Below are 26,206 nucleotides of genomic sequence, written 5' to 3' on the forward strand. Positions count from 1 at the left end.
GATCAGAGGTATTGCGATGCACGACCGGACCCACGCCGCTGCAGCCATTGCGCATGCGGCATCCACCGAGAGCGACAGCGAGACCCCGTCGTCCGCCGCGCGATCGCCCAAATGGGCGAAATACCACGCCAAGATGGCAGGCGAGTTCCCCTCGCCCTTCCGCGGCGATGACGATCCGCTCGCGCGCCAGATCAACACATTCGTCGAGAAGCTCGACATGCTGCGCCCCGAAAAGGGCGGCCCGGCCTTTCTCGGCAAGAACCCGGCGCTCACGTATGCCTATCCCGACGTCAAGAACATCACCGTGCCGCAGGCGATGGGCGATCTCGACCAGGTGCTCGACGATGTCGTCAAGCTGTTCGAGGGCGCGCCCAATTGGGGCAACCCGCTGACGATGTGCAACGTCATCCCGCAGTCGAATACCGCGGCCGTCGTCGCGTCGATGCTGTCGCAGGTGTTCTCCGCCAACATCCTCGAGGGCGAATATGCCTGGAACGTCCACCGCGCCGAGCTCGAGACCGCGGGCATGGTCGCCAACATGTTCGGCTGGAACCCGGTCAACAGCGGCGCGATCTACACCTATGGCGGTGGCGGCTGCTGGACCTACGGGCTGAAATACGGGCTGACGCGCGTCCTGAAGGACTCACGCGACAAGGGCGTGCGGACCGACGCCAAGGTCATCTGTTCGCAGCAAGCGCATTACGTCCAGCAGAACGCGACCGACTGGCTCGGCCTCGGCATGGACAATATCGTCCATGTCCGCACCGATGTCGCGACCAACCAGATGGACCTCGGCCATCTCGAGGAATTGCTGACCGATTTCGCTGCGCGCGGCATTCCGGTCGCGACCGTCGTCTGTACGATGGGCACGACCGACGCGAGCGCGTTCGATCCGATCGGCCTGGTCCGCGAAGTGATGGACCGCCATCCCAATCCCGCGGGCTTCGGCAAGGCGGTGCTCTATGCCGATGCCGTCGTCGGATGGTCGTGGGTCTATTTCAAGGATTATGATTTCGAGGCCAATCCGCTCGAATTCTCCGAGCGGATCCTGCCCGTGCTGCGCCGCAACGGCGAAGCGATGCGCGCGCTCGAACATGCCGATTGCGTCGGGATCGATTTCCACAAGGTCGGCTGGGCACCCTATGTCAGCAGCTGCTTCCTGTACCGCGACGCGACCGAGTTCGAGTCGATCCACCGCCGCGGCGCGGACGCCTATCTGCAGGCGCGCACGCCGTACAATCCGATGTATTACACGCTCGAAGTGTCGCGCACCGCGTCGGGGTCGCTCGCGGGTTGGGCGACGCTCAAATATTTCGGCAAGGAAGGGATGCAGGCGATCCTCGGCGGCATCCTCGAGACCAAATACTACCTCTACGACCTGATCCGCAGCCACCCAGACATGGTGTGCGTCAACCCCGACGACACCGGACTGATCACGCTGTTCCGGGTCTATCCCGAGGATATCGACGCGCAGGTCCAGTTCGGTCGCGAGCTGAGCGACCCGGCGCTGCGCAGCGACTTGATCAAGCATAATCATTTGACCGAAGCGGTCGGCAACAAACTGTTCGAATGGTTCCGTAGCGGCAAGCAGATCGACGGCAAGTACACGCCCTACATGAGCTTCAGCACGGGCTTTCGCGCCACAACCTACAACCGCGACGGGACCGACGACGAAGCCGTCGTCTACGCGCTGAAATCGTTTCCGATGAACGTCTTCATCACGCCCGAGACGATGTAATGGGCGCTGCACTGCGTCGCGGCAGCGCGCGACGAAGTGCTCAAGCGCTAACCACTTGGTCTGACGTCTGCGCCGCCGGCAATCGTCGGCGGCACGCTTTTTCAAGGCTGTTCCCATGACCGAGCCCTCGCCCGCCGCCGCTATGCCCGGCGGCAAGCCCAAGCCCGCGGGGTGGCTCGCGCATGGCGGCCAGACCAAGCCACAACCCAAGATCGTGATCGGCATGCTGGCGTTCGCGGTCATGAACGTGACCACGATCGTCAGCCTGCGCGGCATGCCCGCCCAGGCCGAATACGGCATGGCGTCGATCTTCTATTACCTGTTCGCCGCGATCGTGTTCCTGGTGCCCGTAGCGCTGGTCGCCGCCGAACTCGCCGCGACCTTCCCCAAGCAAGGCGGCGTGTTCCGCTGGATCGGCGAAGCGTTCGGCCCGCGCTGGGGCTTTGCCGCGATCTATTATCAGTGGCAGGCGGTGGTGATCTGGTTCCCGACCGTGCTGATCTTCGCCGCCGCCGCGCTCGCCTATATCTGGTGGCCGCCCGCGTTCGACCAGGCGCTGGCCGACAACAAGGTCTACACGATCACCGTCCTGCTCGCGGTCTATTGGTTCGTGACGCTGGTCACCTTCCGCGGCATGGCGGCATCGACCCGGCTGAGCTGGCTCGGCGGTCTGTTCGGGACGATCATCCCCGGCGCGATCCTGATCGCGCTCGGCGTGGCCTATGTTGCGGCCGGCAAGCCGATGCACCTCGACCTGCACGCGAGCGTAATCCCCGACTTCAGCGACTTCCACAACATGGTGCTGGCCGCCAGCGTCTTCCTCTATTTCGCCGGCATGGAGATGCAGGCGGTCCATGTACAGGACCTCAAGAACCCGACGCGCAACTATCCGCTGTCGGTGCTGATCGCGACGGTGATGGTCGTGGTGATCTTCGTGCTCGGCACGCTCGCGGTCGGTGCGGTGATCCCGCGCGCGGCGATCGACATCAACCGCGGGTTGCTCGTCGCGTATAACGAACTGTGGGCGGCGTTCGGGCTGCCGTGGCTCGGCAACGTGATGGCGGCGATGCTGGCGTTCGGCGTGCTGGGGCAAGTCAGCGTGATCGTCGCGGGGCCGTCGACCGGGCTGCTCGCGGTGGGCAAGGCGGGGTATCTGCCGCACATCCTGCAAAAGACCAACGCGCACGGCATTCCGGTCGCGATCCTGATCCTGCAGGGTCTGCTCGTCACGGTGCTGTGCGTCGCGTTCACCGTGCTGCCGTCGGTCGAATCGGCCTATCAACTGCTCAGCCAGATGGCGACGATCATCTATCTGGTGATGTACGTCCTGCTGTACGTCGCCGCGATCCGGTTGCGCTACACCCAGCCCGACCGCGAGCGGCCGTTCCGCATTCCCGGCGGGAATGTCGGCATGTGGCTGGTCGGCCTGCTCGGGCTCGCCGGGGCGCTCGTCGCGCTGGGGTTCAGCTTCATCCCGCCGGCGCAGATCAGCACGGGCAGTCCGGTGCTCTATGTCGGCGCGCTGGTGGTCGGGTCGGCGTTCTTCCTGGCGATCCCGTTCGTGATCTACGCCTTTCACAAGCCCGACTGGAAGGCGGCGGAGTCGGACTTCGAACCGTTCGAAACCGCGGCGTGACGGCACTCGACACCAGCGCGCTGGTGACGATGACCGTCGGCCTGTTCGCGATCACCGCGCCGATCGCGGTGCTGCCGTTGTTCGTCGCCGCTACCGCTGGCCAGACACAAGGGGACCAGCGTCGCACCGCGCTGATGGCGGCGGCGACCTATGTCGTCGCGGGACTGCTCGCGCTGTTCGTCGGCAACGCCGCGCTCGGCGTCTTCGGTGTCAGCATCGCCGCATTGCGCGTGGCGGGAATGGCGGTGATCGGCGTGATCGGCTGGCAAATGCTCAACGCCCCGACCCCGAGCGAAGCGACGCCCGTCCGCAGCCACCACCACCGCGCGTCCAACACGCAGGTGCCGGTCGCCGCGCACAATGCCGTCGCCCCCTCCCCCGCATCGGTCGGAATCCTGCCGCTGGGCTTCCCGATCTATGCCGGCCCCGGGGTCTTGTCGGTCATCATCGCCTGGGGCAGCGGCAGTCGCCCGGTCTATCTCGCCGCGATGGTCGCGATCCTCGCGAATGCGGCGGTCATCGTCGCGCTCGATTTCCTGGCCGCGCCGATCACGCGGGTGATCGGGGAGAAGGCCTTGCTGATCACCGAAAAGATCTTCGGCCTGCTCGTCGTCGCGATCGCGGTCGGCGGGATGGCGAGCGCGCTGGTCGTGCTGTTTCCAGGGCTCGGCGGGCGATGAAGACGGTGTGCGCCGCGGTCGCCCTGTGCGCGCTGGGATCGCCTGGCGCAGCGCTGGCGCAGGACGGCGACCTCGCGGTTCGCAACCAATGGTTCACCGGTTCGCTCGAGGCGTCGTCGCCAGCCTTGTCGACGGCCGGGACGCTCGCGATCGAACCCTATCTCATCTACAAGATCGATACCGGCGCCTATGACGATCGGGGCCATCGCCACCCCCGCGGCGACGGCGTGCACCAGCTGCAGTCGGTGACGGTCGTGAAATACGCGCTCACCGACCGGGTGAGCTTTCAGGCGCTGCCGACGGTCGTCCGCGTGACCGATGGCCATGATCGGCGTGGCCTCGGCATCGCCGATCTGCCGATCGAGCTGGAATATCGCCTGACGGATGAGAATGGCCGAACCGGATCGCCCTCGATCACCGCGAGCGCCGGCCTCGTGCTGCCGATCGGCCGCTACGATCACCTGACGACCGTGCTCGACGGCCTCGGCACCGGCGCGCTGCTGGCAAAACAGGGGATCGTCGTCGAATCGCTATTCGACACCGCGGGCGGCCACCCGGTTCGTCTCCGCCTCTTCGCCTCAATGACTGAGGCGCTGGCGTCGGCGAGCGTTCGCGATCTGAGCGTCTATGGCACGACGGACGGCTTTGTCGGCCACGCCATGCCGGGCGTGTCCGCGCAGGTCGGTGTGGCCGCCGGCTATGCGCTCGACCAGCGCTGGGTGATTGCACTCGATCTTGTCCGGAGCGATGCCGGCGGTTCGCGGCTGACGGGCATGGATGCCGGCGGCACAGTGCGACGGACCACGGGCCGGCGCGCAAGCCGAACGACTTTGGCGCCTGCGCTGGAATATAACTGGTCGGCCCGCGCCGGGCTCATTGCGGGGGTCGAAGTGTCCGTCGCCGGCCGCAATACACCGTCCTACGCCGCGCCCCAGATAGCATTTGCCGTGGCATTCTAGCGTTCGTCGCGTCGAGCTATACCCCGATGGTGTGCGTAATTTCCGACGCTGCTCGCGCCGGGGGAACGGGACTACCGCGGGATCCTTGGGACAAGAGGATCAACGCATGAGCAGCTATACTCTCGTCAGCAGCGGAATTGCCGCGCTTGCCGGGGCGGTCATCCTGCTGCGGGATGGAGAGGTCGCGGGCGCGGACATCACGATCCTCGAGGAACGTCACCAGAGCGGCGGCGCGTTCGATGCGCATGGTAGCGCCGAGGACCGATATTTCCTGAGCGGCAGCCATATGCTCGAGGCGATGTACCAATGCACCGTCGACGTGCTCGACGACATTCCTTCGGCGAGCGACCCGACGATCTCGGTGCCCGAGGAAGCCAACCCAGCCGCGGCGGAATGGCGGTGGGACAATGAGGTGCGGCTCGTCAATCTGGACGGCTCTCGCCCGGATGCGCACGCCATGGGATTCACCGAGCACGACCGGATCGACCTGCTCGCGCTGATCGGTGGATCCGAGCGCAGGCTCGGCGACAAGCGCATCACCGACTGCTTCGCGGCCCATTTCTTCGAGACCACGTTCTGGCTGGAATGGTGCGCGCTGTTCGCGTTCGAGCCGTGGCACAGCGCAATCGAATTCCGCCGCTACTTGCGACGCTTCATCGATCATTTCTCGGCGATCGACGTCTAGGACGACATCTGTCGTACCATCGACACCCAGTATAACGGTATGATCGTGGCGTTCAGGTCCGCCATCGCGTCTGTCTCGAGGATCTCGGCTTTGCTGCACGCAGCACCGCGATCACCGTGAGCAGCATCTCACTGGCCGCCCCGAACACGCGTTGCCGTGTCCATCGCAGTCGTGAGCGCATGCAGGGTGAAAGGCTTGGCGAGGACCACGGCGTCCGGCACCGCCTTCAAGAGCTGGATCGTATCGCCGCTCATATAGAAATGCGCGACGAAGCCGCGGGCAAGGATCCGCCGCATCGCGGATACTCCGCTGCCCTCGGCAAGATTGCCGTCGACGATCAGCAGATCGGGCGCCAAGCGCTGCGCCGCCGCCACGGCATCGCTCTCGGTCGATGCGATGTGGCACACATCGTGCCCCATCGCGATCAGCAGGTCGGCAAGATCCATCGCGATCAGGACGTCATCCTCGACGAGGAGGATTCTGCGTCCAGGGCTCACAGCCGCGCACGCCTTGCCTCATCCGCGCGACGTCCACGCCGGGGCACACCGTGGTGCACCGTCGGTGGCTGCGCGCGCACGATCTTGGGCAAGCTGTTCGGGTTCGGGTACACTGTCTAGCCTCCAGGCCACCCCGTCGGCGATAGACATGAACCCGGGCACGATCGTGAACGGCGTTGTCATCAGGGTCGTCCGCGGTACTGCCTCAGAAAAATGCGCGCAGTCAGTCTCGGAAAATACTCAAGCTCATAGTGCGCACCGGCGATTTATTTTTCAGCGTAACTATGCGTAGGATGGATGGGACCAGACAGTGCTACGTCTATTTCATGACCGTAAATAAAACACCATCGGTGGGGGCAAGCGACCAGCCTCTGCCCCATCCGGCGTCGCCGATGCCGCAAAAGGCTACCCCCAAAGTCGCTGGGCCGCGGCTTGCGGAGTCGGTCCCGATCGTCGCGATAGGCGCTTCGTCGGGGGGACTTAAGGCTGCATCCGGACTGCTCGACGCGATCTCACCCACCACGGGCATGGCGTTCATCGTCGTTCAGCATCTCGATCCGACGCACAAGAGCATGATGGTCGACCTGTTGGCCGATCATACCACGATGGACATCGGCGAAGCGGTCGATGGCTGCGTGATCCGCCGCGACCATATCTACGTCATTCCCCCCGGCCGATATCTTTCGGTCGAAGACGGCGCGCTGGCCCTTTCCCCGCAACAGGCGCACCATGGCGCGCGCCTGCCGTTCGACTTTTTGCTGGCGTCGCTGGCGGAGGAATGCGGTGACCGGACGATTGCCGTAATCCTGTCGGGAACCGGCGCAGACGGCAGTGGCGGGCTTGCCGCGCTGAAAGCCGCAGGCGGCTATGCGATCGCGCAACAGCCCGAACAGGCCGATTATGACGGTATGCCGCGGAGCGCGATCGAAACGGGGCTCGTCGATCAGACCCTTGCGCTGGAAGACATCCCCCAGGCCCTGGCGGACCGCAAAGTCGCGATCGCGCAGTCCGCCGCCGCACCGAGCGTGCCCGCCCCGTCGAGCATGCCCGCCCCGCCCGCATCGACCGACCTGAACGCGATCATCGCCTTCCTCAACGACAACACGGCGCACGACTTCCGCCAATACAAGTCGGGGACGCTGGAACGGCGGATCGAGCGGCGGATCGTGCTACGCACGCTCGCGCCCGGCAATCTTGCCGGCTATCTCGATCTGCTGCGCACAGAGCCGGCCGAGCGCGACCTGCTCGCCAAGGACCTGCTGATCAACGTGACGCGCTTCTTCCGGGATCCGGCGATCTTCGATGCGCTGGCGCAGACGATCCTTCCCGACCTCGTCCGGCTCCTCCCCGAGCAAACACCGCTCAGGATCTGGGTCGCGGGATGCAGCACCGGTGAAGAGGCCTATTCGATCGCGATGCTCTGCCGCGACGCGATCAAGGCGTCGGGACGCGACATCAAACTCAAGCTCTTCGCCTCCGACGTGGACCCGGACGCGATCGCGACCGCACGCGAGGGGCTGTATCCGTTCGATATCGAGAACACGGTCCCCGCGGACCTGCTCACGCGCTTTTTTGTTCGGGACGAGGCCGGCTACCGGGTGGCGACCGCGCTGCGGGACACTGTCGTCTTCACCGTCCAGGACGTACTGTCGGACCCGCCCTTTTCGAAGATCGATCTCGTCTCCTGCCGTAACCTGCTGATCTATCTGAACCCCGAGGCGCAGGCCAAGGTCATATCGCTGTTCCATTTCGCGCTCCGCGAAGGCGGCATCCTGCTGCTCGGATCGTCCGAGACGGTGGGCAGCGCCGGAGACCGGTTCGAAGTGATCGCCAAGTCGGAACGCATCTACCGGCACGTCGCGCACGGCCGGACCGGCACCGCGGGCTTTCCCGTCAGCTTCGGCGACGCGCTGCCGATGCCGGGGACGACGGGCCGGTCCGCCTCGTCGCAGCGCCAGGCCACGCTGGCGGACATTTGCCGCCGGGCCGTCATCGCAACCCACGCGCCCGCCGCCATCCTGATCAATCGCAAGCGGCAGTGTCTCTATTCGATCGGGCCGACCGATCGCTATCTGCGGATCCCGCCGGGCTATGCCACGCTCGACTTGCTTGCGATGGCGTCCCCGACGCTCCGCACCAAGTTGCGGCTCGCGATCGACAAGGTCAGCGAGGCAACGCCGCGCGTCGATGGCGGCCGGACGCGCGTGATGCAGGACGGCATCGCCATCTGGTTTCGGATCGATGTCATGGCGGTGGTCGACGGGCAGGACGACATGCTGCTCGTCTGCTTCGTCGAGGAACCGGGCGAGAGCGCGGGTGCGACGGCATCCCCCAATCGCGGTGACGCAGCGCGCGTCACCGAGCTCGAGCAGGAACTGGAGGCAACCCAGGCGGAATTGCAGACGTCGATCCTGAACCAGGAGACGTCGAGCCAGGAACAGAAGACGATCAACGAGGAAGCGCTCTCGGTCAACGAGGAGTTCCAGTCGACCAACGAGGAATTGCTGACGTCCAAGGAAGAGCTGCAGTCGCTCAACGAGGAACTGACCGCGCTCAACAGCCAATTGCAGGAAACGCTGGAACGACAGCGCCTGACCTCGGACGATCTGCAGAACGTGCTCTACAGCACGAATGTCGCGACGCTCTTTCTCGACATCGACTTGAAGATCCGATTCTATACGCCCGCGATCAAGTCGGTCTTCAACATCATCGCCAGCGACATCGGACGACCGATCACCGACCTGCGCTCGATCGCGACCGATCCCGACCTGCTGGGGGATGCGCGCAAGGTGCTGGCGGATCACGGCTTGATCGACCGCGAGATCAGCGCGCCGAACGATACGTGGTTTCTGCGCCGAGTATTTCCCTATCGCACGCATGACGATGCCGTCGAAGGCGTCGTCATCACGTTCGCCGACACCACCGACCGGAAGATGACCGCCAAGGCGCTCGAGGCCGCCAAGATCGAGGCGGACCGCGCCAATCTTGCAAAGTCGCGTTTCCTCGCGGCAGCAAGCCATGATCTGCGCCAGCCGCTCCAGTCACTGACGCTGCTGCAGGAACTGCTGAGCCAGACCGTCGAGGGCGAGAAGCCCAGAAAACTCGTCTCCCGCCAAGGCCAGACGCTGGCCGCAATGTCCGGCATGCTCAACGCATTGCTCGACATAAACCAGATCGAAGCCGGCGTGGTGGAGGCGATGCCGGTGGTCTTTCCGATCTCCGACGTGCTCGATCTGCTGCGCGACGAGTTCGGTTATCTCGCACAGGCCCGTAACTTGTCGCTGCACATCCTGCCCAGTGCGGCGTTGGTTCACAGCGACGCCACGCTGCTCACGCAGATGCTTCGCAACCTGCTGGGGAACGCGATCAAATATACCAAGCAGGGCAAGATCCTGCTCGGCTGTCGACGGCGCGGCGACACGCTTCGAATCGAAGTTTGGGATACCGGGATCGGGATCGCCGCCGACCAGTTGCACGCGATTTTCGAGGAATTCCACCAGATCGACAACGCCGCGCGCGAACGCAGCCTCGGTCTGGGTCTTGGCCTGTCGATCGTAAAACGCCTCGGCCATTTGCTCGGACATGCCATCGACGTTCGCTCGCGCCCGAACGCGGGCTCGGTCTTCACGATCACGCTTCCCTGCCCGGCCGCCGATCCGCCAAGCGCCGTCGCCAAACCACCCGAACCCGATGCGGCCCCGGAGGGGCACCGGCGCACCTGCAAGATCGTCGTCGTCGACGACGACCCGGATGTCGTCGAATTGCTGGAGCAACTCCTCAAGCGCGAGGGGCATATCGTCAAGACCGCGGCCGATGCAGCATCCGCGATCAAGCTGGTTGCGGGCAGCGCGATCAAGCCGGAACTGCTGTTGACCGACTATAACCTGCCCGGCGGCCGGGACGGCCTCGATCTCCTGCGCAGCCTTCGCGCGACCCTGCCGCACGGGCTCCCGGCGATCGTCCTCACCGGAGACATATCGAGCGCGGCGCTGGCGCGGATCGCGGCAGAAGACTGCGTACAACTGAGCAAGCCGGTGAAGGCGCGCGACCTGCTCGCGGCGATCGAACTCCTGTTGGCCCGGGCACTGCCGTCGGCGTTGCACCCGGCCGGAGCTGTTGCGATTGCGGGCCCATCGATCACCTATGTCGTCGACGACGACCCGTACATTCTGGCGACGATCCGCGATGTGCTGGAGGGCGATGGACGCAGTGTCCAGGATTTCCCAAATGCAGAGGCGTTTCTTGCAGCCTATGCGCCGGGCAATGACGGGTGCCTGCTGGTCGACGCGCACCTGCCGGGGATGAGCGGCGTGGCGCTGATCGAGCAACTGCGCGCCCGCGCAAACCATCTCCCCGCGATCTTGATCACGGGCAGCGGCGATATCGGACTTGCGGTCAAAGCAATGCGAAGCGGCGCCTGCGACTTCATCGAAAAGCCGGTCGGCCGGGTCGAATTGCTTGCGAGCGTCGCGCGTGCAATCGATCAGTCACACGACTTTCGGCTGCGGGATGACGCGCACCAGAAAGCGGCGGCGCATGTCGGCGAATTGACCGACCGCCAGCGTGAAGTCATGGACCTGGTTTTGGCGGGCCATCCCAACAAGAACATCGCCGCCGATCTCGGGATTAGCCAGCGCACCGTGGAAAACCATCGCGCTGCGGTCATGCACAAGATGCAAGCCAAGTCGCTTCCCGAACTCGCGCGGATCGCGCAAGCCGCCGCCGACGGGAATGCGGCACGGCCGCGTTCGGCTCTGCCCCCGACCGAAAGTGCGGCGGTCTGAGGCAGGGCGTTGCAGCGGTCGAGCGGAGCATAGCGCCGCTGCACCGCGCTATCCGGCCGATATCAGTGTCCGGCAGTCCGCCTGCATATCGCAATCGCAGCACGCCGCGGCCTCTTCCACCGTGTCGATACACCGCGCACGGTAGAGGCGCGCGAGATGGGCGTGCGACCATGCGGCGGGGCCACAGTCGGTTGCCGCCGCGATCAGGTCTTCGGTGCGTGCCCGGTCGCGCAAAAACGCTCTGGTTTCGATCGACATGGCGCTGGTCTTTCTGGCCGACCGCGGCGGAGTGGAGCGGTCCTCGGGCCAGACGCTATGGTGACGAACAGGGCCGCCCAAGGATCGGAAACTACGCACGGAACAACCATCGCGAGCCGACGGACGCCTACTCGCTATCCGATCCGAGGATTTCTGCAATTTTAGCGGCGATATCTTCGGGACCTAGGATAAAATCGACACAGCCACTGGCAATGGCGCTGTCGGGCATGTCCGCCTGAATCGCCGATGCCGGCAATTGGGCGATCGTGACCCCGCCGCACGCGCGAATCCCGCACAGCGCGTCCGCACCGTCGCCGTCATAGCCCGACACGATCACCGCGATGAGCCGACCATGCCAATATTGCGTCAGCGATTGCAGGAAGACGGTGATGACATCCGGCCATCCCCGCGGTTTGGAGATCGCTGCGAGGCGAAATGCCCCGTCCAGCACGTGCAGGTCGCGTTGCGCGGGGATGATGAAGACGTGGTTCGGTCGGATATCGAGCCCTTCGGTAATGAGCTCGACCGGCATCGCGGTATGCCGCGGGAGGATTTCGTGGAGCAGGGTCGAGACGGTTCGCAAATGGTTCACGATCACGATCGCCGCCCCGAGATCACTCGGTAAATTGTCGAGCAAGCGCTTGTACGCATCAAGGCCACCCGCCGATCCGCCGACGCAGATGATCGGTATATCCCGATCTGTCATTGAACGAATGCTCCTTTGCATGAATGCGCCAAGCTACGTCCTGCGTCGGCACGCGCGACGGGCGGCGGTGATCGACCATAGGCATTTCTGCGCGGAACCCCGTACGCTTTCTGGTGCGGTGCCGGCATTCGGTCGGCATCGCTCGGAGTCGCCGCTCCGCTCGAGCATCGTGACGGCGGCGGCGCAGCGGTCGCCCCGGCGCCAACGCACGCTGCCGCGTTCACAGGGCCGAAGTGATGGCCGGCGCGTTGTGCGTCATGAACCAGACCGGCTCCGGGCTTGACCCTGACACGGTGTCAGACCCTATCTGGGTTCGCATGGAGACCCAGATGACCAGCGACGTTCCCGTGCACGGCCGCGATGCCGACAGTCCTCGAGCGGACGGGATGGTCACCGATCCCGTCTGCGGCATGACCGTGGACGCGACAAAGACCGCACATCACGCCGACCATGAAGGCCACCGCTATTCCTTTTGCAGTGCGCGCTGCCGGAGCAAATTTATCGCAGCCCCCGAGACCTACCGCGCCGGCAAACCCGTACCCGCGCCCAAAGCGGGCCCCGGTGGAGTATGGACATGCCCCATGCATCCCCAGATCCGGAACGACGGTCCGGGAACGTGCCCACTCTGCGGCATGGCGCTCGAGCCCGAAGATCCGACGCTCGATACAGGGCCAAACCCTGAACTCACCGATTTTACCCGACGAGCCTGGATAGCCGGGGCATTGAGCGTTCCGTTGCTCGCGATTTCGATGGTGGCCGAGATGCTCGGCATCACGCTCGTGCCGCCGACATATTCGCCGTGGATCCAGCTCGCGCTCACCGCACCGATCGTCCTGTGGGCGGGTGCGCCGTTCTTTCAGCGCGGATGGACGTCGATCCGCACGCGACACCTCAACATGTTTACGTTGGTCTCGCTCGGCGTCGGCGCGGCATTCAGCTATAGTCTCGTCGCGACGATCGCGCCCGGCGTGTTCCCGCCCTCGTTCCGCATGCACGGGGTCACTCCGGTCTATTACGAGGCGGCTGGCGTCGTGGTGACGCTAGTGCTGCTCGGGCAGGTCCTCGAACTGCGCGCGCGCGCGGCGACGGGTCGAGCCATCCGCGCGTTGATGGATCTCGCGCCGAAGACAGCGCGGCGGCTGCGCGAGGATGGCAGCGAGGAAGAAATCCCCCTCTCCGACGTCGCCACCGGCGATACGCTGCGGGTGCGGCCCGGCGAGGCAGTACCGGTTGATGGCATCGTGGTCGATGGCCGGTCGTCGGTCGACGAAGCGATGCTGACCGGCGAACCGGCAGCGGTGCTCAAGCAGAAGGGGTCTTCCGTCACCGGCGGGACGATCAACGGCACCGGCTCGCTGGCGATCGAGGCGCGTGCCGTCGGCGCCGACACGGTCTTGGCGCGGATCGTCAAGATGGTCGCCGAGGCGCAGCGCAGCCGCGCCCCCATCCAGGCGATCGCCGACCGTGTGTCGGGCTGGTTCGTGCCGCTGGTGGTGGGGATCGCGATCCTTACCTTCGTCGTGTGGAATATGGTGGGGCCGGAGCCGCGCTTCGGTCACGCGTTGCTCAACGCCATCGCGGTGCTGATCATCGCCTGCCCGTGTGCGTTAGGGCTCGCGACGCCGATGTCGATCATGGTCGGCACCGGGCGTGGTGCGCGCGGCGGCGTGCTGATCAAGGATGCCGAGGCGCTTCAGATGATGGCCGTCGTCGACACGCTGGTGATCGACAAGACCGGCACGCTGACCGAGGGCCGCCCGAAGGTGACCGCGATCGAGCCTGGTGACGGCTTCGATCGCGATACGGTGCTCGCGGCGGCGGCGGCCGTGGAGGGCCAGTCGGAGCACCCGCTGGCCGCTGCCATCCTGCGCGCCGCGCAGGACGCAAAACTGAAGCTCGGGTCGCTTGCGCAGTTTGCATCGCAGACCGGATTGGGTGTCAGCGGTCATGTCGATGGCAAGGCGGTCGTGGTGGGCAATGCGGCGCAGATGCACCGGATCGGAGTCGATGCGGGGTCCCTCGCGGAGGCAGCGGAACGCTATCGCCGTGACGGCGCGGGGGTGATGCTCGTCGCAATCGCGGGCAAGCCGGCCGGATTGATCGCGGTCGCCGATCCCATTCGGGACTCCGCGCGCGACGCCATTGCCGCCCTCAAGGCGGAAGGGTTGCGGATCGTCATGCTCACCGGCGATGCCGAGGCAACCGCGCAAGCCGTTTCCACGGCAATCGGCGGGATCGACGAGGTCCATGCCGGGCTCAAACCCGAAGACAAGGCGCGGATCATCGGCGAGCTCCAGGCAAAGGGTGCCAAGGTCGCGATGGCGGGCGACGGCATCAACGACGCGCCCGCGCTCGCCGCGGCAGACGTGGGTGTGGCAATGGGCACCGGCACCGACGTCGCGATCGAGAGCGCCGGCATGACGCTGACCAAGGGCGATCTGGCGGCGATGGTGCGCGCGCGCCGTCTGGCCCGCGCGACGATGCGCAACATCCGCCAGAACCTGTTCTTCTCGTTCGTGTTCAACGGCATCGGAGTCCCGATAGCAGCCGGCGTGCTCTATCCGGTCACGGGTTTGCTGCTGTCACCGATGATCGCGGGCGCGGCAATGGCGCTGTCGAGCTTCACCGTCGTGACCAATGCCTTGCGATTGAACCGGGCCAAGCTGTGAAAATCGGGCCCGCATCGCAGGCGAGCGGCGTCTCGCAGCGGATGATCCGCCATTATGAGACGATCGGCTTGATCCCGGCGCCTCTCCGCCGCGACAGCGGGTATCGCGATTATGCCGATGCCGACGTGCACCGCCTCCGCTTCATCGCGAACGCGCGCGATCTGGGCTTCCCGATCGAGGACATCCGCTCGCTGCTGGGACTGTGGAACGATCGCGACCGCCAGAGCATCGACGTCAAGCGCCTCGCTTTAGCGCGCGCCGACGATCTTCACCGCAAGGCTCTTGCACTGGAGGCGATGCGAAATACGCTGCTTGATCTCGCCGAACGATGCCATGGTGACGGGCGGCCGGATTGCCCCATCATCGCCGCCCTCGATACCGCATAGGGTCGCCACGACCTCAGCCCGTGCGATGCCCCGGCGCGCGCCGATGATCCGCCTTACACCTCGGCGTGGCGATGGCTCCACGAGCGCGCAGCCCGCTCAGCGCGCGTCGGCACCACCGCCCAATGACAGGCGTTCGGGCCGAAGTCGCGTTGGGCATCGTCGCGCCTGAGCGTCATTCCGAGCGGGCGTTCGCCCATATCCGCCAGGAATGCTGGAAAATCGTCTCTCCACCGCGCAGCCACCGCAATCCCTCGGCCGCCGCATTGCGGATAGCCGCTGACCTTTGGATTGTCGCACAGGCTCTTCATCGCCTGCCAAGCGCGGTAGGTCGGCGCATGCCGTTTGTCAGCGCGCTCGCCATGCGTGCGCAGCCGTGCGGCGCTGATCTCGCGGTGTCTGCAGCCACAGCTCGTGGTGCTTCCTGCCCGTACGTTGCCGCCATGCGCCACGATCATGGCGCCGCAATCACAGGCGAACAGCCAATGGCAATGGCCGTGCCGATCGGTGTGCGAAAAATCCACGCCCAGGAGCCGCGCATAGCGCTGCCCGGCCATGTCGATCCGAACCTTGCGCATCTCCCCCGTCAACCGTGCGTGTCGGCTGCAGGCTTTGGTTGCACCGACCAGGCGGCAGGTTCGTCGCCCTGGTCGGCCTTGGCCGCCGCTGCCGTCGCCTGCACGGTATCTGGCCTGTGATGCGCGGGGGCATAGACGGTATAGAGTTGCATCGGCGTCGTGCCGGTGTTGGTGATGTTGTGCCACGTCCCCGCCGGAACGAGCACACACCAGCCGTCCGAAACGTCTTTCTCGAAAGTCAGCGCGTCCTTGGCAGCACCCATCTGCACGCGCCCATGGCCGGCATCGAGGCGCAGGAACTGATCGGTGTCGGGATGCGCCTCGAGACCGACATCGCCACCGACCGGGATCGACATCAACGTCACCTGCAGATAGCGGCCGCTCCACGCGACGGACCGATACTCGGCATTGTCCTTGGTCGCGCTTTCGAGGTCGAACGACTGCGGCTGTGGCCCGACGTCTTTGATGCGTGAGTCGGTGCCGGCCATCATTCGTCTCCTCGAAAGCGTCGACCGGGCAGGGACTGCTTCACCCATTCTGAAGCGCACGCCGTGTCGCGATGGCGCTATCTGGCAGGCCGCTGCGACGGAACAGCATCGGAAACTACGCACGCCAGAGGACGCTGCGCCGCCGGTATGCATAACCATCGGAGAAACGCGCGAGATCGTCAGAACTTGGACCGAACACCCGCCTCGTAGCTTTGGTCGTAGAATTCGCGTTGCGTCGTGGGATATTTGACGATGTCCTCGGCGGACTGGACGTTGATGAGATGGGAGGCCGCCTTTTCCTCGGCGCGCGCGGTTTTTGCCGCGCGCGTGGCTGTGCCGACGATCGTTGAACAAAGTTCCGACGATCGCAAAACCGCACCTTCAACGCGCAGGTTTGACCACCAGAATGTGAAAGGACCCCGGCACCATCGCGGGACGTCCGCCCCCCGCCGCAGCCGCGCCGAACTTCGCGGTTGGCAGATACAGCGCCCCCGTTTTGGGATCGAGCGCGCCGGTGCGCGCGCCGACTTCGGTCGTCACGACGCCCACGGCTTCCACACGGACACCTTTCAACGAGAGGATGTCGAGCACCCCGTCTTTCCCGCACGGGATAAACGCGAGCCCGCGCGCCTCGTCCATAATCACGGCGTCGGGCCCCGCGCCGATATCGACGAGTGCGCTCAGCTGCCGTCGACGGGCGTCGACGATGGCGGCCTTGCCGTTGGCGCACGACGCGATCAGGCGGTCGTGCGCGCTGTCATAACCGAGCCCGGTCGGTGCCTTGCAGCCCGGCAGCGCGATCGCCTTGCCGGCGACTCCGCGCGCGACGTCGACCGTTTCGATCTGGTCCGCCTCCTCGTTGTTGACGAACAGCGTCCCGTCCGCGCCGAACGCGGCATATTCGAGCGCGGGCTTGGCCGGGATCGTGCGAGTCACCTTGCTGGTGGCGAGGTCGATCACCGACACGGTGCCGCTATCGGCATTCATGACATAGGCATGGGTCTTTTGCGGATCGAGAATGGCAGCGTCGGGCTTCTTGCCGACGGCGATGCTCGCGGTTTCGGCACCCGACCGCAGATCGTACAACCGCACGGTGCCATCGGTCCCGCTCGTCACCAGCAGCCTGCCGCCGGACAACGGCACGACTGCATGACCGCGCTGCACGCTGCCGAGCGAGGTGACCTTGCCGGTCGCCACTTCCAGCACCGTGACCGCGTTGCTGCGCGCGACATACACGAAAATGCCGTCGTCGTCGGTGCGGGCATAGTCCCACGATCCGTCGGGCCCAGCGATCGATTGGGTGACGGCATAGATCGGCGCGGGCGTCGCCGCGAGACCGGACGGCGTGGCTGCAGCTGCAGCGAGCAGGACGAGAAGCGAAGGGCGGCGCATGGCGGTCTCCACGAAGATGAGGGCTGCCTTTTGCCCCGGCGCCCCACCGCGGTCACGTTAGGGATCGCTAATCCAGCGCTGCGACCCCGGTCTCGACCACGCGTGTGGGCTGCGCGAAGGTCAGGCGAACCCGCAAGCCGGGGCGATTGTCGAGCAGTTCGAGACGGACGCGATGGAGCGCCGCGATCGCCGCGGCCAGCGCCATGCCGAGCCCTGCGCCCGGCAAGTTTCGGCTGCGGTCGAGGCGGTAGAAGCGAGTCAGCACGGCGTCGCGTTCATGCGGCGGAATGCCAGGTCCGTCGTCGCTGACGCTCGCGACAATCGCGCCGTCGATCCGCTCTAGCCGGCTGACGATGGTGCTTCCGGCCGGCGTATGGCGGATCGCATTGTCGACCAGATTGGTCATCATCTGCGCCAGCAATTCGGCATCGCCCTCGATTAGCAGACCGTCGGCATGCGCCGCGATCAAGGTTTTCCCATCGTCCTCGGCAACGGGTTGATACGCGGCGATCACTCGCCCGACCAGTTCGCTCAAATCGAGCGGAGCGAAATATTGGCGCCCGTCGCCCCCCTCGAGCGTCCCGATCCGCAACAACGCCCGGAAGATCGCGAGAATCTCGTCGGTCTGCGCGATGGCGGTGTCGATGCTGGCGTCGAACCGCTCCGGGTCACGCGCATCGCGCGTTTGCTCGAGCTGCTGGCGAAGCCGCCCGAGCGGAGTGCGCAGATCGTGGGCGATGTCGGTGGTGACTTGGCGCAGGCCGTCCATCAGCGCGCCGATCCGGTCGAGCATCGCGTTGAGGTTCGCCGAGAGCTGGTCGAATTCGCGGCTGATACCGATCGGCGGCAGACGTTCGGCCGTATTGCCCGCCATCACCCGCGCGATCGCAGCGTTCACGCGGTCGAGCCGGCGCATGAACAGCGCGCCGATGAGATAGCCACCGACCAATGCAAGCACGGTGATGACCGCTCCCGCGACGACCAGGAACCGGTCGAGCGCACGCCGCAATTCCTGGATGTCGTAAGTGTCGGTGGCGACGACCAGCGTCCCGCCGTTGGGGAGAGCAACCCCGAGGCTCCGCAAGGTTTCGGCGGCGGGGTCCTGCGGGTCGTCGTGCACCGCGACCTGCCCCCAGCCGAGCCTGACCGTCGGCGTGCCGATATCGTCGACCAGCAGGCGTCCGGCGCGGTCGATCACCTGGTATCGGAACGCTTCCGCGCCGCTGGCGCGCCGATGCCGGGCGATCGCCCCGATCAGGCTTGCTCGCCCCTCCTCCCGGTCCTCACCCGCAAGGATCGCGGCCTCGCTGGTCAAGCCGCCTTCGGTGGCATCGACCGCATAATGCGCGATGGACCGCTCGACGACGACCAAGACGAGCGCGGAGCCTGCCGCGAAGGCAAGCGCGAGCAGGCAGGCAAAGCGGAACGCGCCGCTCCGGAAACCGCTAAGCCAGGCCATCGCACCGATAGCCCGCGCCGCGCACCGTATGGATCAGTTCCTGAACGAAGCCGCGATCGACCTTCGAGCGCAAGCGACTCATATGGCTTTCGATGATATTGGTCTGCGGGTCGAAATGGAACGACCACACGTTTTCGAGCAGCATCGTCCTTGTGACGATCTCGCCTGCGTGGCGCATAAGATATTCGAGCAGCTTGAACTCCTGCGCCTGCAACGGGATCGCCCGGCCGCCACGCCGCACGCTGCGCTTGATCAAATCGATTTCGAGATCGGCGACGCGCAGCACGGTCGCCACATCTCGAGCCGGCTGGCGGCGCAACAAGGCGTTGACCCGCGCGAGAAACTCGATCGCGGCGAATGGCTTGACCAGATAATCGTCGGCGCCCGCGTCGAGCCCCTCGACACGGTCATGGACTCCGTCGATCGCGGTGAGGAAGATCGCGGGGGCGCGAACACCGGCCGCGCGAAGCGCCTTGAGCACGCCAAGCCCATCGACTCCGGGCACCATGCGATCGAGGATGAGGACAGCATAATCGTTGGTGGACCCGAGGACGATCGCGTCGCTCCCGTTGCTGCAAGCGTCGACGACATGCCCTGCCGCTACCAACGTGCGCTCCAGATGGGTGCGGGTCGCTTCGTCATCCTCGAGCAGCAGCAGGTTCACCGCATCACCTCCACCAGCTGCGTAGCACGATCGCCTAGCCGGACGTCCCGCGTCGCGCGCAAGTTGGGAATAAACAACATCCGGATCATCATTCGCCTATGCCATATCACACGACGGCCGCGCGTTCTTTCCGTGGCTCGGCTTCCGGAGTTGACCGCGTTGAGACGTACCCTTCCGCGCCGCGCCATGGCTGCGCTCGCCGCACTGAGCGGCGTGACCGGGTGCGCGCGCTACACCCCGCTCCCGCTGGCGACCGCGCCACCGCTGGCGGCCGACGTGCGATCGTTGGCGCGGGCGGAAACGATCGTCGCGACAGAACCGCTGTCGGTTGCGCAGGTGGTCGACCTCGCCCTCGCCAACAACCCCGACCTCAAGGCGGCACGGCTGCGGCGCGCAATTGCCGCGGGCCAGACGCGGCAGGCCGGTGTCCTGCCCAATCCGTCGCTGACCGGCGCCTTCCTCCCGCTGCTGTCGGGTGGCGGGGCGGTGCCCGCGTGGAACATCGGCCTCAGCCAGGACATCAAGGCGCTGCTCACCTACCGCACGCGCCGCCGCGCCGCTGTCGACAGCGAACGCCAGGTCGCCGCGGATATCGTCTGGCAGGAATGGCAAGTCGCGGGGCAGGCGCGGCAAGTCGCAGGCGACCTGATCCTCGGCGCAGCCAGTCGGCAAAGCTATGTCGCGGCCTATCGGTTGCTGGCCGCGCGCAACGCCAAGCTCGAACAGGCACTGGCCGCGCGCAACGTCACGCTGGTGACGGTCGCGCCCGACCGGGTCGCGCTGCAGGCCGCGCGGACCGCGCTCGATGCGCTCGATCAGCGGCAATTGGCGTTGATGCATCAGCTCGACGCGTTGCTCGGGCTCGCGCCGGACGTCGTCGTCCCGCTCGCGACGCAGATCGATCTGCCGCGGTTCGACCCCGTCGCGATCCGCGCCGAGCTCGCGACGTTGCCCGACCGCCGCCCCGATCTGATTGCGCTGCGGATGGGCTATGCCGCCGCCGACGAGCAGCTGCGCCAGGCCATCGCCGCGCAATTCCCCGACGTCGTTCTCGGCGGCAGCGTCAGCAGCGACAGCTCGAAGGTCATCAACAGTGGCCCCAATGTCGCGATCGGCCTGCCGATCTTCGACCGCAACCAGGGCAATGTCGCGATCACGCGCGCGACTCGTGCGCAGCTCCAGGCCGACTATGCTGCGCGCCTTGCGACGGCGGTCGGCACGGTCGGTGCGTTGCTGCGTGAGATGGAGCAACTGTCCGCGCAGCTCGCGGTCGCGCGCCGCGACCTACCCGCGGCGCGGTCCGCCGCCGACCGCGCGCAGGCCGCGTTCGGCGCCTCCAACATCGACGAGCGGGGCTATGTCGACCTCGTCTACAACCGCTTTGCCAAGGAACAGGAGATTATGACGCTGGAACTGGGATTGCTCGACCGACAGGTCGCGATCCAGACGCTTGTCGGCGATGGCCTGCCGACCGTGGATTTGCGCGCCGACGACGCCCGGGCGGTGTCGCGATGAGGGTGCCGCTCGGTCTGTCGATCGCGCTGGCGCTGTCGGGCTGCGGCGCGGGGGGCACCCCCGATTCCGCGCAAACCGCAGTACCGAGCGCGCTCGTCTCCACAGTCGCTCCGACCCAGGGATCCTTGCCCCAAACGGTCACCGGCTATGGCACGGTTGCGCCCGCGCTCAACGGAACGCGTAGCTTCAACGAAGCGCAGCCGGGCCAGATCACGCGGCTGATGGTCGCCCCCGGCACGGCGGTCCGGCGCGGGCAGCCGCTCGCCAGCTTCGCCACCGCGCCCGCGTCGCGGAGCTTGTACCGCCAAGCGGTCGACGCGCTGAGCGCGGCACGCAAGCAACGCACGACCACCGCGCAGCTGCTGTCGCAACAGCTCGCGACGCAGGATCAGTTGGTCCAGGCGGAAAAGGCGGTGTCCGACGCGCAGACCGCGCTTGCGGCGTTGCAGGCGGATGGCGCGGGGAACGGCGAACAGACGCTGACCGCCCCGTTCGACGGCGTCGTCACCACCGTGAGCGTCGCTCAGGGTGACCGGACGCAAGCGGGCGCCCCGATCCTGACGGTCGCCAAGGGAACGGGTATCATCGTGACCGCCGGCGTCGACCCTGCCGAGCGCGGTCGCGTCGCGGTCGGGCAATCCGCGTCGCTCGTCCGGCTGTCGGGCGGAACGCCGCTGACCGGACGCGTGCTACGGGTCAGCAATGCGCTCAATGCCAAGACCCGGCTGGTCGACGTCGACGTTGCGTTTCCGGTCGGAAGCCTGTTGCCGGGCGAAGCTATGCAGGTCGCGATCGCCACTGGGCAGGTCGCCGGCTGGGTGGTGCCGCATCGCTCCGTCGTCACCGCGGGCGGGCCGGCGCACGTCTTTCAGGTCAGCGGCGGCAAGGCGGTCGCCGTCCCCGTCACGGTGGCGCTCGCCTCTGATGCGGGCGATGTCGTCAGCGGGGCGATCGACCCCCGGCGTCGCCTGATCGTCGATGGTGCCTATCAGGTCAGCGACGGTGCCGCCGTGCGGTGGACGCGCTGATGCTCGAGCGGTTGCTGCGCGAGCAATCGCGCGCCTTCGTCCTGATCGCCATCGCGCTGGCAGTGGCGGGGCTGGTGGCGGCGCTGTCACTGCCGATCGGACTGTTTCCGCAGGTGTCCTTCCCGCGCGTCGTCGTCGATCTCGATGCCGGCAGCCGCCCCGCCGATCAGACCGCGCTGACCGTCACCCGCCCGGTCGAGGAAGCGCTCCGCGCGATCCCCGGTGTGCAGGACGTCCGTTCCGCGACCAGCCGTGGGTCGGCGCAGATCTCGATCGATTTCGGCTGGGGCCGCGACATGGTCGCGAGCACGCTGCTGGTCGATTCGGCGATCGCGCGGACGATCGCGTCGCTTCCGACCGGCACCCAATACACCGTCCGGCGGATGGACCCGACGGTGTTCCCGATCATTTCCTACGCGCTCGTCTCGACCGCCGCCGATCCGGTCGCGCTGCAGGATATCGCAAAATATCAGATCACGCCGTTGCTCTCGTCGGTCCCAGGGCTCGCGCGCGTCGGGGTGCAGGGGGGCGACACCGCCGAGGTGCAAGTGCTCGCCGATCCGCACCGGCTCGCCGATCACGCTCTGTCGATGGCCGACCTCACCACCGCGATCCGCAACGGCAATGTGCTGAGCGCGGTCGGACAGGTGCAGGATCGCGGGCGCCTGTCGCTCGTCATCGCCGATCGCAGCGTGACGACCGCGGCGCAGATCGGTGCAATCATCGTCTCTGCCGATCCGCAGGGCGTCGTCCGCGTTCGCGACGTAGCGACCGTGCAGAATGGTGCCGTCCCGGTGTGGCAGCGCATCGTCGAGGATGGCACGCCCGCGGTGCTGTTCAACATCTACGAACAGCCCGATGGCAATGCGGTGCGGATCGCGCAGGCCGTGCAGCAGAGGCTCGCCACGCTCGCGCTCCCGCCCGGCGTCAAGCTGGTCTGCTGGTACGACCAGAGCGAGCTCGTCACGCAATCGGTCGCCAGTGTGCGCGACGCAGTGCTGATCGGGCTCGTGCTCGCAGCGGTGGTGCTGTTGGGCTTTCTGCGCAGCTGGCGGGTGACGCTGGTCGCGGTCATCGTCGTGCCCGCGACGCTTGCGGCAACGGTGCTCGTCCTCAGCATGCTGGGGATGAGCTTCAACATCATGACGCTTGGCGGGATCGCCGCGGCGGTCGGGCTGCTGATCGACGACGTCATCGTGATGGTCGAGCATATCGCACGCCGCGCCGGCGCGATCGGCGCTGACGGCCGACCCGCCGGGGACGCCGCGGTGATCCCGGCGGCGCGCGAGTTCCTCGCGCCGCTCACCGGATCGAGTCTTGCAACGCTGATCGTGTTCGTGCCGCTGTCGTTCCTCACCGGGGTGACCGGCGCCTTCTCCAAGGCACTGTCGCTGACGATGGCGGCGGCGCTTGCGATCTCCTGGGCGATGACCGCGTTCGTCGTGCCGGTGCTGGTTCGCTGGCTGGTCGATTTCAGCGCATGGCATGACCCCGGCGCCCCCGGAGTCGGGCGTATGGCGCGGCTCCACGACGGCATTCTCGACCGCCTGTCGGCACGCCCCTGGCTGCTCGCCATCGCCGCGGTTCCCCTGCTGGCGATCGGCTATGTCAGCTACGAAAACGTGCCGAGCGGCTTCATGCCCAAGGTCGACGAAGGCGGGTTCGTGATGGACTATTACACTGCGCCCGGCACGTCGCTCGATGAAACGGGGCGGCAGGTCGGGCAGATCGACGCGATGTTGAAGGCCAACCCGGCCGTGCTGACCTTTTCGCGCCGGCTCGGCACCGGGCTCGGCGGCGATCTCGGGCAGAGCTATCACGGCGACTATTTCGTGCGGCTCAAGCCCGGTCATGCCGCCCCGACCGAGGAAATCGCGGCGTCGGTGGCGGAGCGGATCACCGCGGAGGTACCCGGCGTCCAGGTCGAAGTCGCGCAGCTGATCGAGGATCTGATCGGCGACTTGACCGCAGTGCCGCAGCCGATCGAGGTGAAGCTCTATGCCGCCGACCCTTCGGTCCTGCAGGGCGAGGCGCGCAAGGTCGCTGCGCTGATCGGCAAGATCGACGGCGTGGTCGAGGTGAAGGATGGCGTGCAGCTCGCGGGCGATGCGCTCGACGTGCATGTGGATCCGGTCCGCGCCGGGATCGAGGGTGTCGCTCCCGCCGATATCGAGGCGCAGTTGAGCGCCGCGCTGACCGGGAGCATTGCAACCACGCTCGCCCAGCCGAGCAAGGCGGTCGACGTGCGGGTGCGCTTGCCCAACGCACTGACGCTCAGCGAAGCCGGGCTCGCCCAATTGCCGATCCGCGCGAGCGACGGACACGTCTTCGCGCTGTCGCGCGTCGCCACGATCGAGGCCGTTACCGGACAGCCGCAGATCAGCCGCGAAAATCTCGAACCGATGATCGCGGTGACCGGGCGGATCCAAGGCCGCGGGATCGGTGCTGCGGTCGGCGACGTGCGGGCGGTGCTCGACCGGCCAAGCGTTCTCGGCCCCGGCGTGCGGTATGAACTGGGCGGCCTCTATCAGCAGCAACAGATCGCTTTTGCCGGGTTGATCAAAGTGTTCGGAGCGGCGCTGGTGGCAGAGCTGGTCTTGCTGCTGATCCTCTATCGCCGCTTCTGGTTGCCGGTGATCATCATCGGCTGTTCGCTGCTTTCGACCACCGCTGTGTTCACCGCGCTGTGGGTGGCGGGGGTCGATCTCAACATCACGGCGCTGATGGGAATGACGATGATCATCGGCATCGGCACGGAGATGGCGATCTTCTACGTCTCGGAATTCGAAGAGCTGGCGCGGACCATGCCGCCCGCGGCGGCGACGCGCGAGGCGAGCCGCAACCGTCTGCGCCCGATCACGATGACGACGCTCGCGGCGATCTTCACGCTGCTGCCACTTGCGCTGGCTATCGGTCAGGGCTCGGGGATCCAGCAACCGCTCGCGATTGCGATCATCGCCGGTCTGATCTTGCAATACCCCTTGGTATTGCTCGCGATGCCGGTCCTGGTACGGCTTACGTTGCCAAAGGACGAGCGTGTCCTCGACACCGTACGCGAATCCTGATCGATCGGACCGACGAGAAGGTGTCGGCGATGCCAGACCGACCATCGCTTTCCGCCGAAATACTGGCGGCTGCGCTCGGACCACCATCGCGGTACGGGAAATTCCGGCAGCCGACACGGCAGCAACGATCGCGAAAATCTCGAGTGTTAGTCCGAACACGGCGAGAATCGGGGCGGTAGCAATCGCCTTCGCCGTCGATGCTTGTCGCGATTGGCGCAACGAAACGCAACGGACCGATCGCAACCGGCGGGGTGACGCAGAAAAGTGGTGTGGCGCGCGGACCCGACCGCGCGGTTGCGCAGTGCGTCCACGATCGCAGCGGTGATCGCCGACACCGCACCCGATAGTGCTGCATCACCGCGCATCCGCTCGAGCGGCGGCGACCACATGCCTGAGTGGCGATCCGCACCAGGGAAGCCGACAGAAGTCAAAAATCATGATCAGTGCCTTGGCGTGGTCCGGCCATGGCGAAGCCGCCGAGCATCTTGCGCGCGGTAATCCGATGGGACTGCTGGACCGCCTGATGCGCGACATGGGCGAGCACAGCATAAGGGCCGCCGAACATCACGTCTGCCATGGTCGAGAGGACGATCGCAATCTGCGTGATCTACAGCATCAACTATGCCGCCGCCTGCCGCAACGATTGGCTGCTCCTGAGACTGGCATGCGCTATGACGTGCCCCCCGAAATGCCCCCAAATGCAACTCGACATTATGGGCCAAAAAAGGCACCGGATAGCGCGCGCAGCAAGCGGCGACGAATTGGCGACAAACCACGGAAAGCCGACACAAAAAAACCGCCTCGGGGTATCCTGAGACGGTTTGGTATGTCGGTGTGTGGTTGCGGGGACAGGATTTGAACCTGTGACCTTCAGGTTATGAGCCTGACGAGCTACCGGGCTGCTCCACCCCGCGCCAGGGTAGATGACTTGTAAATGGGTTCTCATGAGAGACACGAACGTTTTGTGTTCACCGGCTTCAATGCCTGGCGACGACCTACTCTTCCATCGCTTAAGCGATAGT

At 66.0% G+C, this 26,206-nt stretch carries 21 protein-coding genes and 1 tRNA gene; 11 read left to right on the plus strand and 11 right to left on the minus strand.

What is annotated here, in order from left to right; all coding sequences use genetic code 11:
• Nucleotides 1-16: 16 nt before the first annotated feature.
• From QN347_RS11220 to QN347_RS11240, 5 genes are all read left to right on the plus strand, one after another.
• Nucleotides 17-1,738: a pyridoxal phosphate-dependent decarboxylase family protein gene (locus QN347_RS11220; protein WP_322161276.1), complete on the plus strand. Its 1,722-nt coding sequence runs from the start codon at nt 17-19 to the stop codon at nt 1,736-1,738.
• A 115-nt stretch (nt 1,739-1,853) separates the two neighbouring features.
• A complete protein-coding gene (gene gadC, locus QN347_RS11225) occupies nt 1,854-3,374 on the plus strand; it encodes a putative glutamine/gamma-aminobutyrate antiporter GadC (RefSeq protein ID WP_322161277.1) in 1,521 nt (506 codons plus the stop codon).
• On the plus strand, nt 3,371-4,054 hold the full coding sequence (locus QN347_RS11230; RefSeq protein ID WP_322161278.1) for a MarC family protein: 684 nt from the start codon (nt 3,371-3,373) through the stop codon (nt 4,052-4,054). Before gadC ends, QN347_RS11230 begins: the two co-directional genes overlap by 4 nt.
• 5 nt (nt 4,055-4,059) lie before the next feature.
• Nucleotides 4,060-5,013 carry a hypothetical protein gene (locus QN347_RS11235; RefSeq protein ID WP_323494026.1) on the plus strand — a complete coding sequence of 318 codons (954 nt, stop codon included), beginning with the start codon at nt 4,060-4,062 and terminating at the stop codon, nt 5,011-5,013.
• Nucleotides 5,014-5,119: 106 nt separating this feature from the next.
• The gene (locus QN347_RS11240; RefSeq protein ID WP_322161282.1) at nt 5,120-5,698 is read left to right on the plus strand and encodes an oleate hydratase; all 579 of its coding nucleotides are present in this window, start codon (nt 5,120-5,122) and stop codon (nt 5,696-5,698) included.
• A gap of 128 nt (nt 5,699-5,826) precedes the next feature.
• Here QN347_RS11240 and QN347_RS11245 read toward each other — a convergent pair whose 3' ends face one another.
• Complete coding sequence (locus QN347_RS11245) at nt 5,827-6,195, minus strand: response regulator (RefSeq protein WP_322161284.1); 369 nt, start codon at nt 6,193-6,195, stop codon at nt 5,827-5,829.
• Between the two features lie 392 nt (nt 6,196-6,587).
• On the opposite strand from QN347_RS11245, the gene QN347_RS11250 reads away from it, so the two are divergent.
• Entirely contained in the window at nt 6,588-10,979 is a 4,392-nt protein-coding gene (locus tag QN347_RS11250; RefSeq protein WP_322161286.1) for a chemotaxis protein CheB, read from the plus strand.
• A gap of 48 nt (nt 10,980-11,027) precedes the next feature.
• Here QN347_RS11250 and QN347_RS11255 read toward each other — a convergent pair whose 3' ends face one another.
• Nucleotides 11,028-11,237 carry a hypothetical protein gene (locus QN347_RS11255; protein ID WP_322161288.1) on the minus strand — a complete coding sequence of 70 codons (210 nt, stop codon included), beginning with the start codon at nt 11,235-11,237 and terminating at the stop codon, nt 11,028-11,030.
• A 127-nt stretch (nt 11,238-11,364) separates the two neighbouring features.
• Nucleotides 11,365-11,943, minus strand: coding sequence for a chemotaxis protein CheB (locus tag QN347_RS11260; RefSeq protein ID WP_322161289.1), 579 nt, complete (start codon nt 11,941-11,943; stop codon nt 11,365-11,367).
• 386 nt (nt 11,944-12,329) lie between these two features.
• On the opposite strand from QN347_RS11260, the gene QN347_RS11265 reads away from it, so the two are divergent.
• Nucleotides 12,330-14,612 carry a heavy metal translocating P-type ATPase gene (locus tag QN347_RS11265; RefSeq protein WP_322164135.1) on the plus strand — a complete coding sequence of 761 codons (2,283 nt, stop codon included), beginning with the start codon at nt 12,330-12,332 and terminating at the stop codon, nt 14,610-14,612.
• On the plus strand, nt 14,609-14,998 hold the full coding sequence (cueR, locus tag QN347_RS11270) for a Cu(I)-responsive transcriptional regulator (RefSeq protein WP_133190876.1): 390 nt from the start codon (nt 14,609-14,611) through the stop codon (nt 14,996-14,998). The genes QN347_RS11265 and cueR overlap by 4 nt, the downstream gene beginning before the upstream one ends.
• A gap of 53 nt (nt 14,999-15,051) precedes the next feature.
• Here cueR and QN347_RS11275 read toward each other — a convergent pair whose 3' ends face one another.
• The 6 genes from QN347_RS11275 to QN347_RS11300 form a co-directional block, all read right to left on the minus strand.
• The gene (locus QN347_RS11275) at nt 15,052-15,573 is read right to left on the minus strand and encodes a hypothetical protein (RefSeq protein ID WP_323494027.1); all 522 of its coding nucleotides are present in this window, start codon (nt 15,571-15,573) and stop codon (nt 15,052-15,054) included.
• Nucleotides 15,574-15,581: 8 nt separating this feature from the next.
• Nucleotides 15,582-16,061 carry a cupin domain-containing protein gene (locus tag QN347_RS11280; RefSeq protein WP_322161293.1) on the minus strand — a complete coding sequence of 160 codons (480 nt, stop codon included), beginning with the start codon at nt 16,059-16,061 and terminating at the stop codon, nt 15,582-15,584.
• Between the two features lie 179 nt (nt 16,062-16,240).
• Nucleotides 16,241-16,432: a hypothetical protein gene (locus QN347_RS11285; protein WP_322161295.1), complete on the minus strand. Its 192-nt coding sequence runs from the start codon at nt 16,430-16,432 to the stop codon at nt 16,241-16,243.
• A 10-nt stretch (nt 16,433-16,442) separates the two neighbouring features.
• Entirely contained in the window at nt 16,443-17,453 is a 1,011-nt protein-coding gene (locus tag QN347_RS11290; RefSeq protein WP_322161296.1) for a gluconolactonase, read from the minus strand.
• 67 nt (nt 17,454-17,520) lie between these two features.
• Entirely contained in the window at nt 17,521-18,912 is a 1,392-nt protein-coding gene (locus QN347_RS11295; RefSeq protein WP_322161298.1) for a sensor histidine kinase, read from the minus strand.
• A complete protein-coding gene (locus QN347_RS11300) occupies nt 18,899-19,576 on the minus strand; it encodes a winged helix-turn-helix domain-containing protein (RefSeq protein WP_322161299.1) in 678 nt (225 codons plus the stop codon). The genes QN347_RS11295 and QN347_RS11300 overlap by 14 nt, the downstream gene beginning before the upstream one ends.
• A gap of 186 nt (nt 19,577-19,762) precedes the next feature.
• On the opposite strand from QN347_RS11300, the gene QN347_RS11305 reads away from it, so the two are divergent.
• From QN347_RS11305 to QN347_RS11315, 3 genes are read left to right on the plus strand one after another with little or no spacing between them, the layout of a single operon-like run.
• Nucleotides 19,763-21,091 carry a TolC family protein gene (locus QN347_RS11305; RefSeq protein WP_322161301.1) on the plus strand — a complete coding sequence of 443 codons (1,329 nt, stop codon included), beginning with the start codon at nt 19,763-19,765 and terminating at the stop codon, nt 21,089-21,091.
• Nucleotides 21,088-22,119 carry an efflux RND transporter periplasmic adaptor subunit gene (locus tag QN347_RS11310; RefSeq protein WP_322161302.1) on the plus strand — a complete coding sequence of 344 codons (1,032 nt, stop codon included), beginning with the start codon at nt 21,088-21,090 and terminating at the stop codon, nt 22,117-22,119. The genes QN347_RS11305 and QN347_RS11310 overlap by 4 nt, the downstream gene beginning before the upstream one ends.
• A complete protein-coding gene (locus QN347_RS11315; RefSeq protein ID WP_322164137.1) occupies nt 22,119-25,184 on the plus strand; it encodes an efflux RND transporter permease subunit in 3,066 nt (1,021 codons plus the stop codon). The genes QN347_RS11310 and QN347_RS11315 overlap by 1 nt, the downstream gene beginning before the upstream one ends.
• A gap of 427 nt (nt 25,185-25,611) precedes the next feature.
• Here QN347_RS11315 and QN347_RS11320 read toward each other — a convergent pair whose 3' ends face one another.
• Complete coding sequence (locus tag QN347_RS11320; protein ID WP_322161303.1) at nt 25,612-25,761, minus strand: hypothetical protein; 150 nt, start codon at nt 25,759-25,761, stop codon at nt 25,612-25,614.
• A 260-nt stretch (nt 25,762-26,021) separates the two neighbouring features.
• Nucleotides 26,022-26,098 (minus strand) — tRNA-Met (locus tag QN347_RS11325).
• Nucleotides 26,099-26,206 lie beyond the last annotated feature (108 nt).

Origin of the sequence: Sphingomonas sp. 10B4, from assembly GCF_035019905.1 — a bacterium.
GTDB lineage: Bacteria > Pseudomonadota > Alphaproteobacteria > Sphingomonadales > Sphingomonadaceae > Sphingomonas > Sphingomonas glacialis.

What these genes read in the sequence shown, in the direction of transcription:
- gadC (WP_322161277.1), top strand. Translation starts at nt 1,854, where the DNA reads ATGACCGAGCCCTCGCCCGCCGCCGCTATGCCCGGCGGCAAGCCCAAG.
- QN347_RS11250 (WP_322161286.1), top strand. Translation starts at nt 6,588, where the DNA reads ATGCCGCAAAAGGCTACCCCCAAAGTCGCTGGGCCGCGGCTTGCGGAG.
- QN347_RS11240 (WP_322161282.1), top strand. Translation starts at nt 5,120, where the DNA reads ATGAGCAGCTATACTCTCGTCAGCAGCGGAATTGCCGCGCTTGCCGGG.
- QN347_RS11310 (WP_322161302.1), top strand. Translation starts at nt 21,088, where the DNA reads ATGAGGGTGCCGCTCGGTCTGTCGATCGCGCTGGCGCTGTCGGGCTGC.
- QN347_RS11220 (WP_322161276.1), top strand. Translation starts at nt 17, where the DNA reads ATGCACGACCGGACCCACGCCGCTGCAGCCATTGCGCATGCGGCATCC.
- QN347_RS11320 (WP_322161303.1), bottom strand. Translation starts at nt 25,761, where the DNA reads ATGGCAGACGTGATGTTCGGCGGCCCTTATGCTGTGCTCGCCCATGTC.
- QN347_RS11260 (WP_322161289.1), bottom strand. Translation starts at nt 11,943, where the DNA reads ATGACAGATCGGGATATACCGATCATCTGCGTCGGCGGATCGGCGGGT.
- QN347_RS11255 (WP_322161288.1), bottom strand. Translation starts at nt 11,237, where the DNA reads ATGTCGATCGAAACCAGAGCGTTTTTGCGCGACCGGGCACGCACCGAA.
- QN347_RS11295 (WP_322161298.1), bottom strand. Translation starts at nt 18,912, where the DNA reads ATGGCCTGGCTTAGCGGTTTCCGGAGCGGCGCGTTCCGCTTTGCCTGC.
- QN347_RS11305 (WP_322161301.1), top strand. Translation starts at nt 19,763, where the DNA reads ATGGCTGCGCTCGCCGCACTGAGCGGCGTGACCGGGTGCGCGCGCTAC.
- QN347_RS11315 (WP_322164137.1), top strand. Translation starts at nt 22,119, where the DNA reads ATGCTCGAGCGGTTGCTGCGCGAGCAATCGCGCGCCTTCGTCCTGATC.
- QN347_RS11280 (WP_322161293.1), bottom strand. Translation starts at nt 16,061, where the DNA reads ATGGCCGGCACCGACTCACGCATCAAAGACGTCGGGCCACAGCCGCAG.
- QN347_RS11265 (WP_322164135.1), top strand. Translation starts at nt 12,330, where the DNA reads ATGGTCACCGATCCCGTCTGCGGCATGACCGTGGACGCGACAAAGACC.
- QN347_RS11275 (WP_323494027.1), bottom strand. Translation starts at nt 15,573, where the DNA reads ATGCGCAAGGTTCGGATCGACATGGCCGGGCAGCGCTATGCGCGGCTC.
- QN347_RS11290 (WP_322161296.1), bottom strand. Translation starts at nt 17,453, where the DNA reads ATGCGCCGCCCTTCGCTTCTCGTCCTGCTCGCTGCAGCTGCAGCCACG.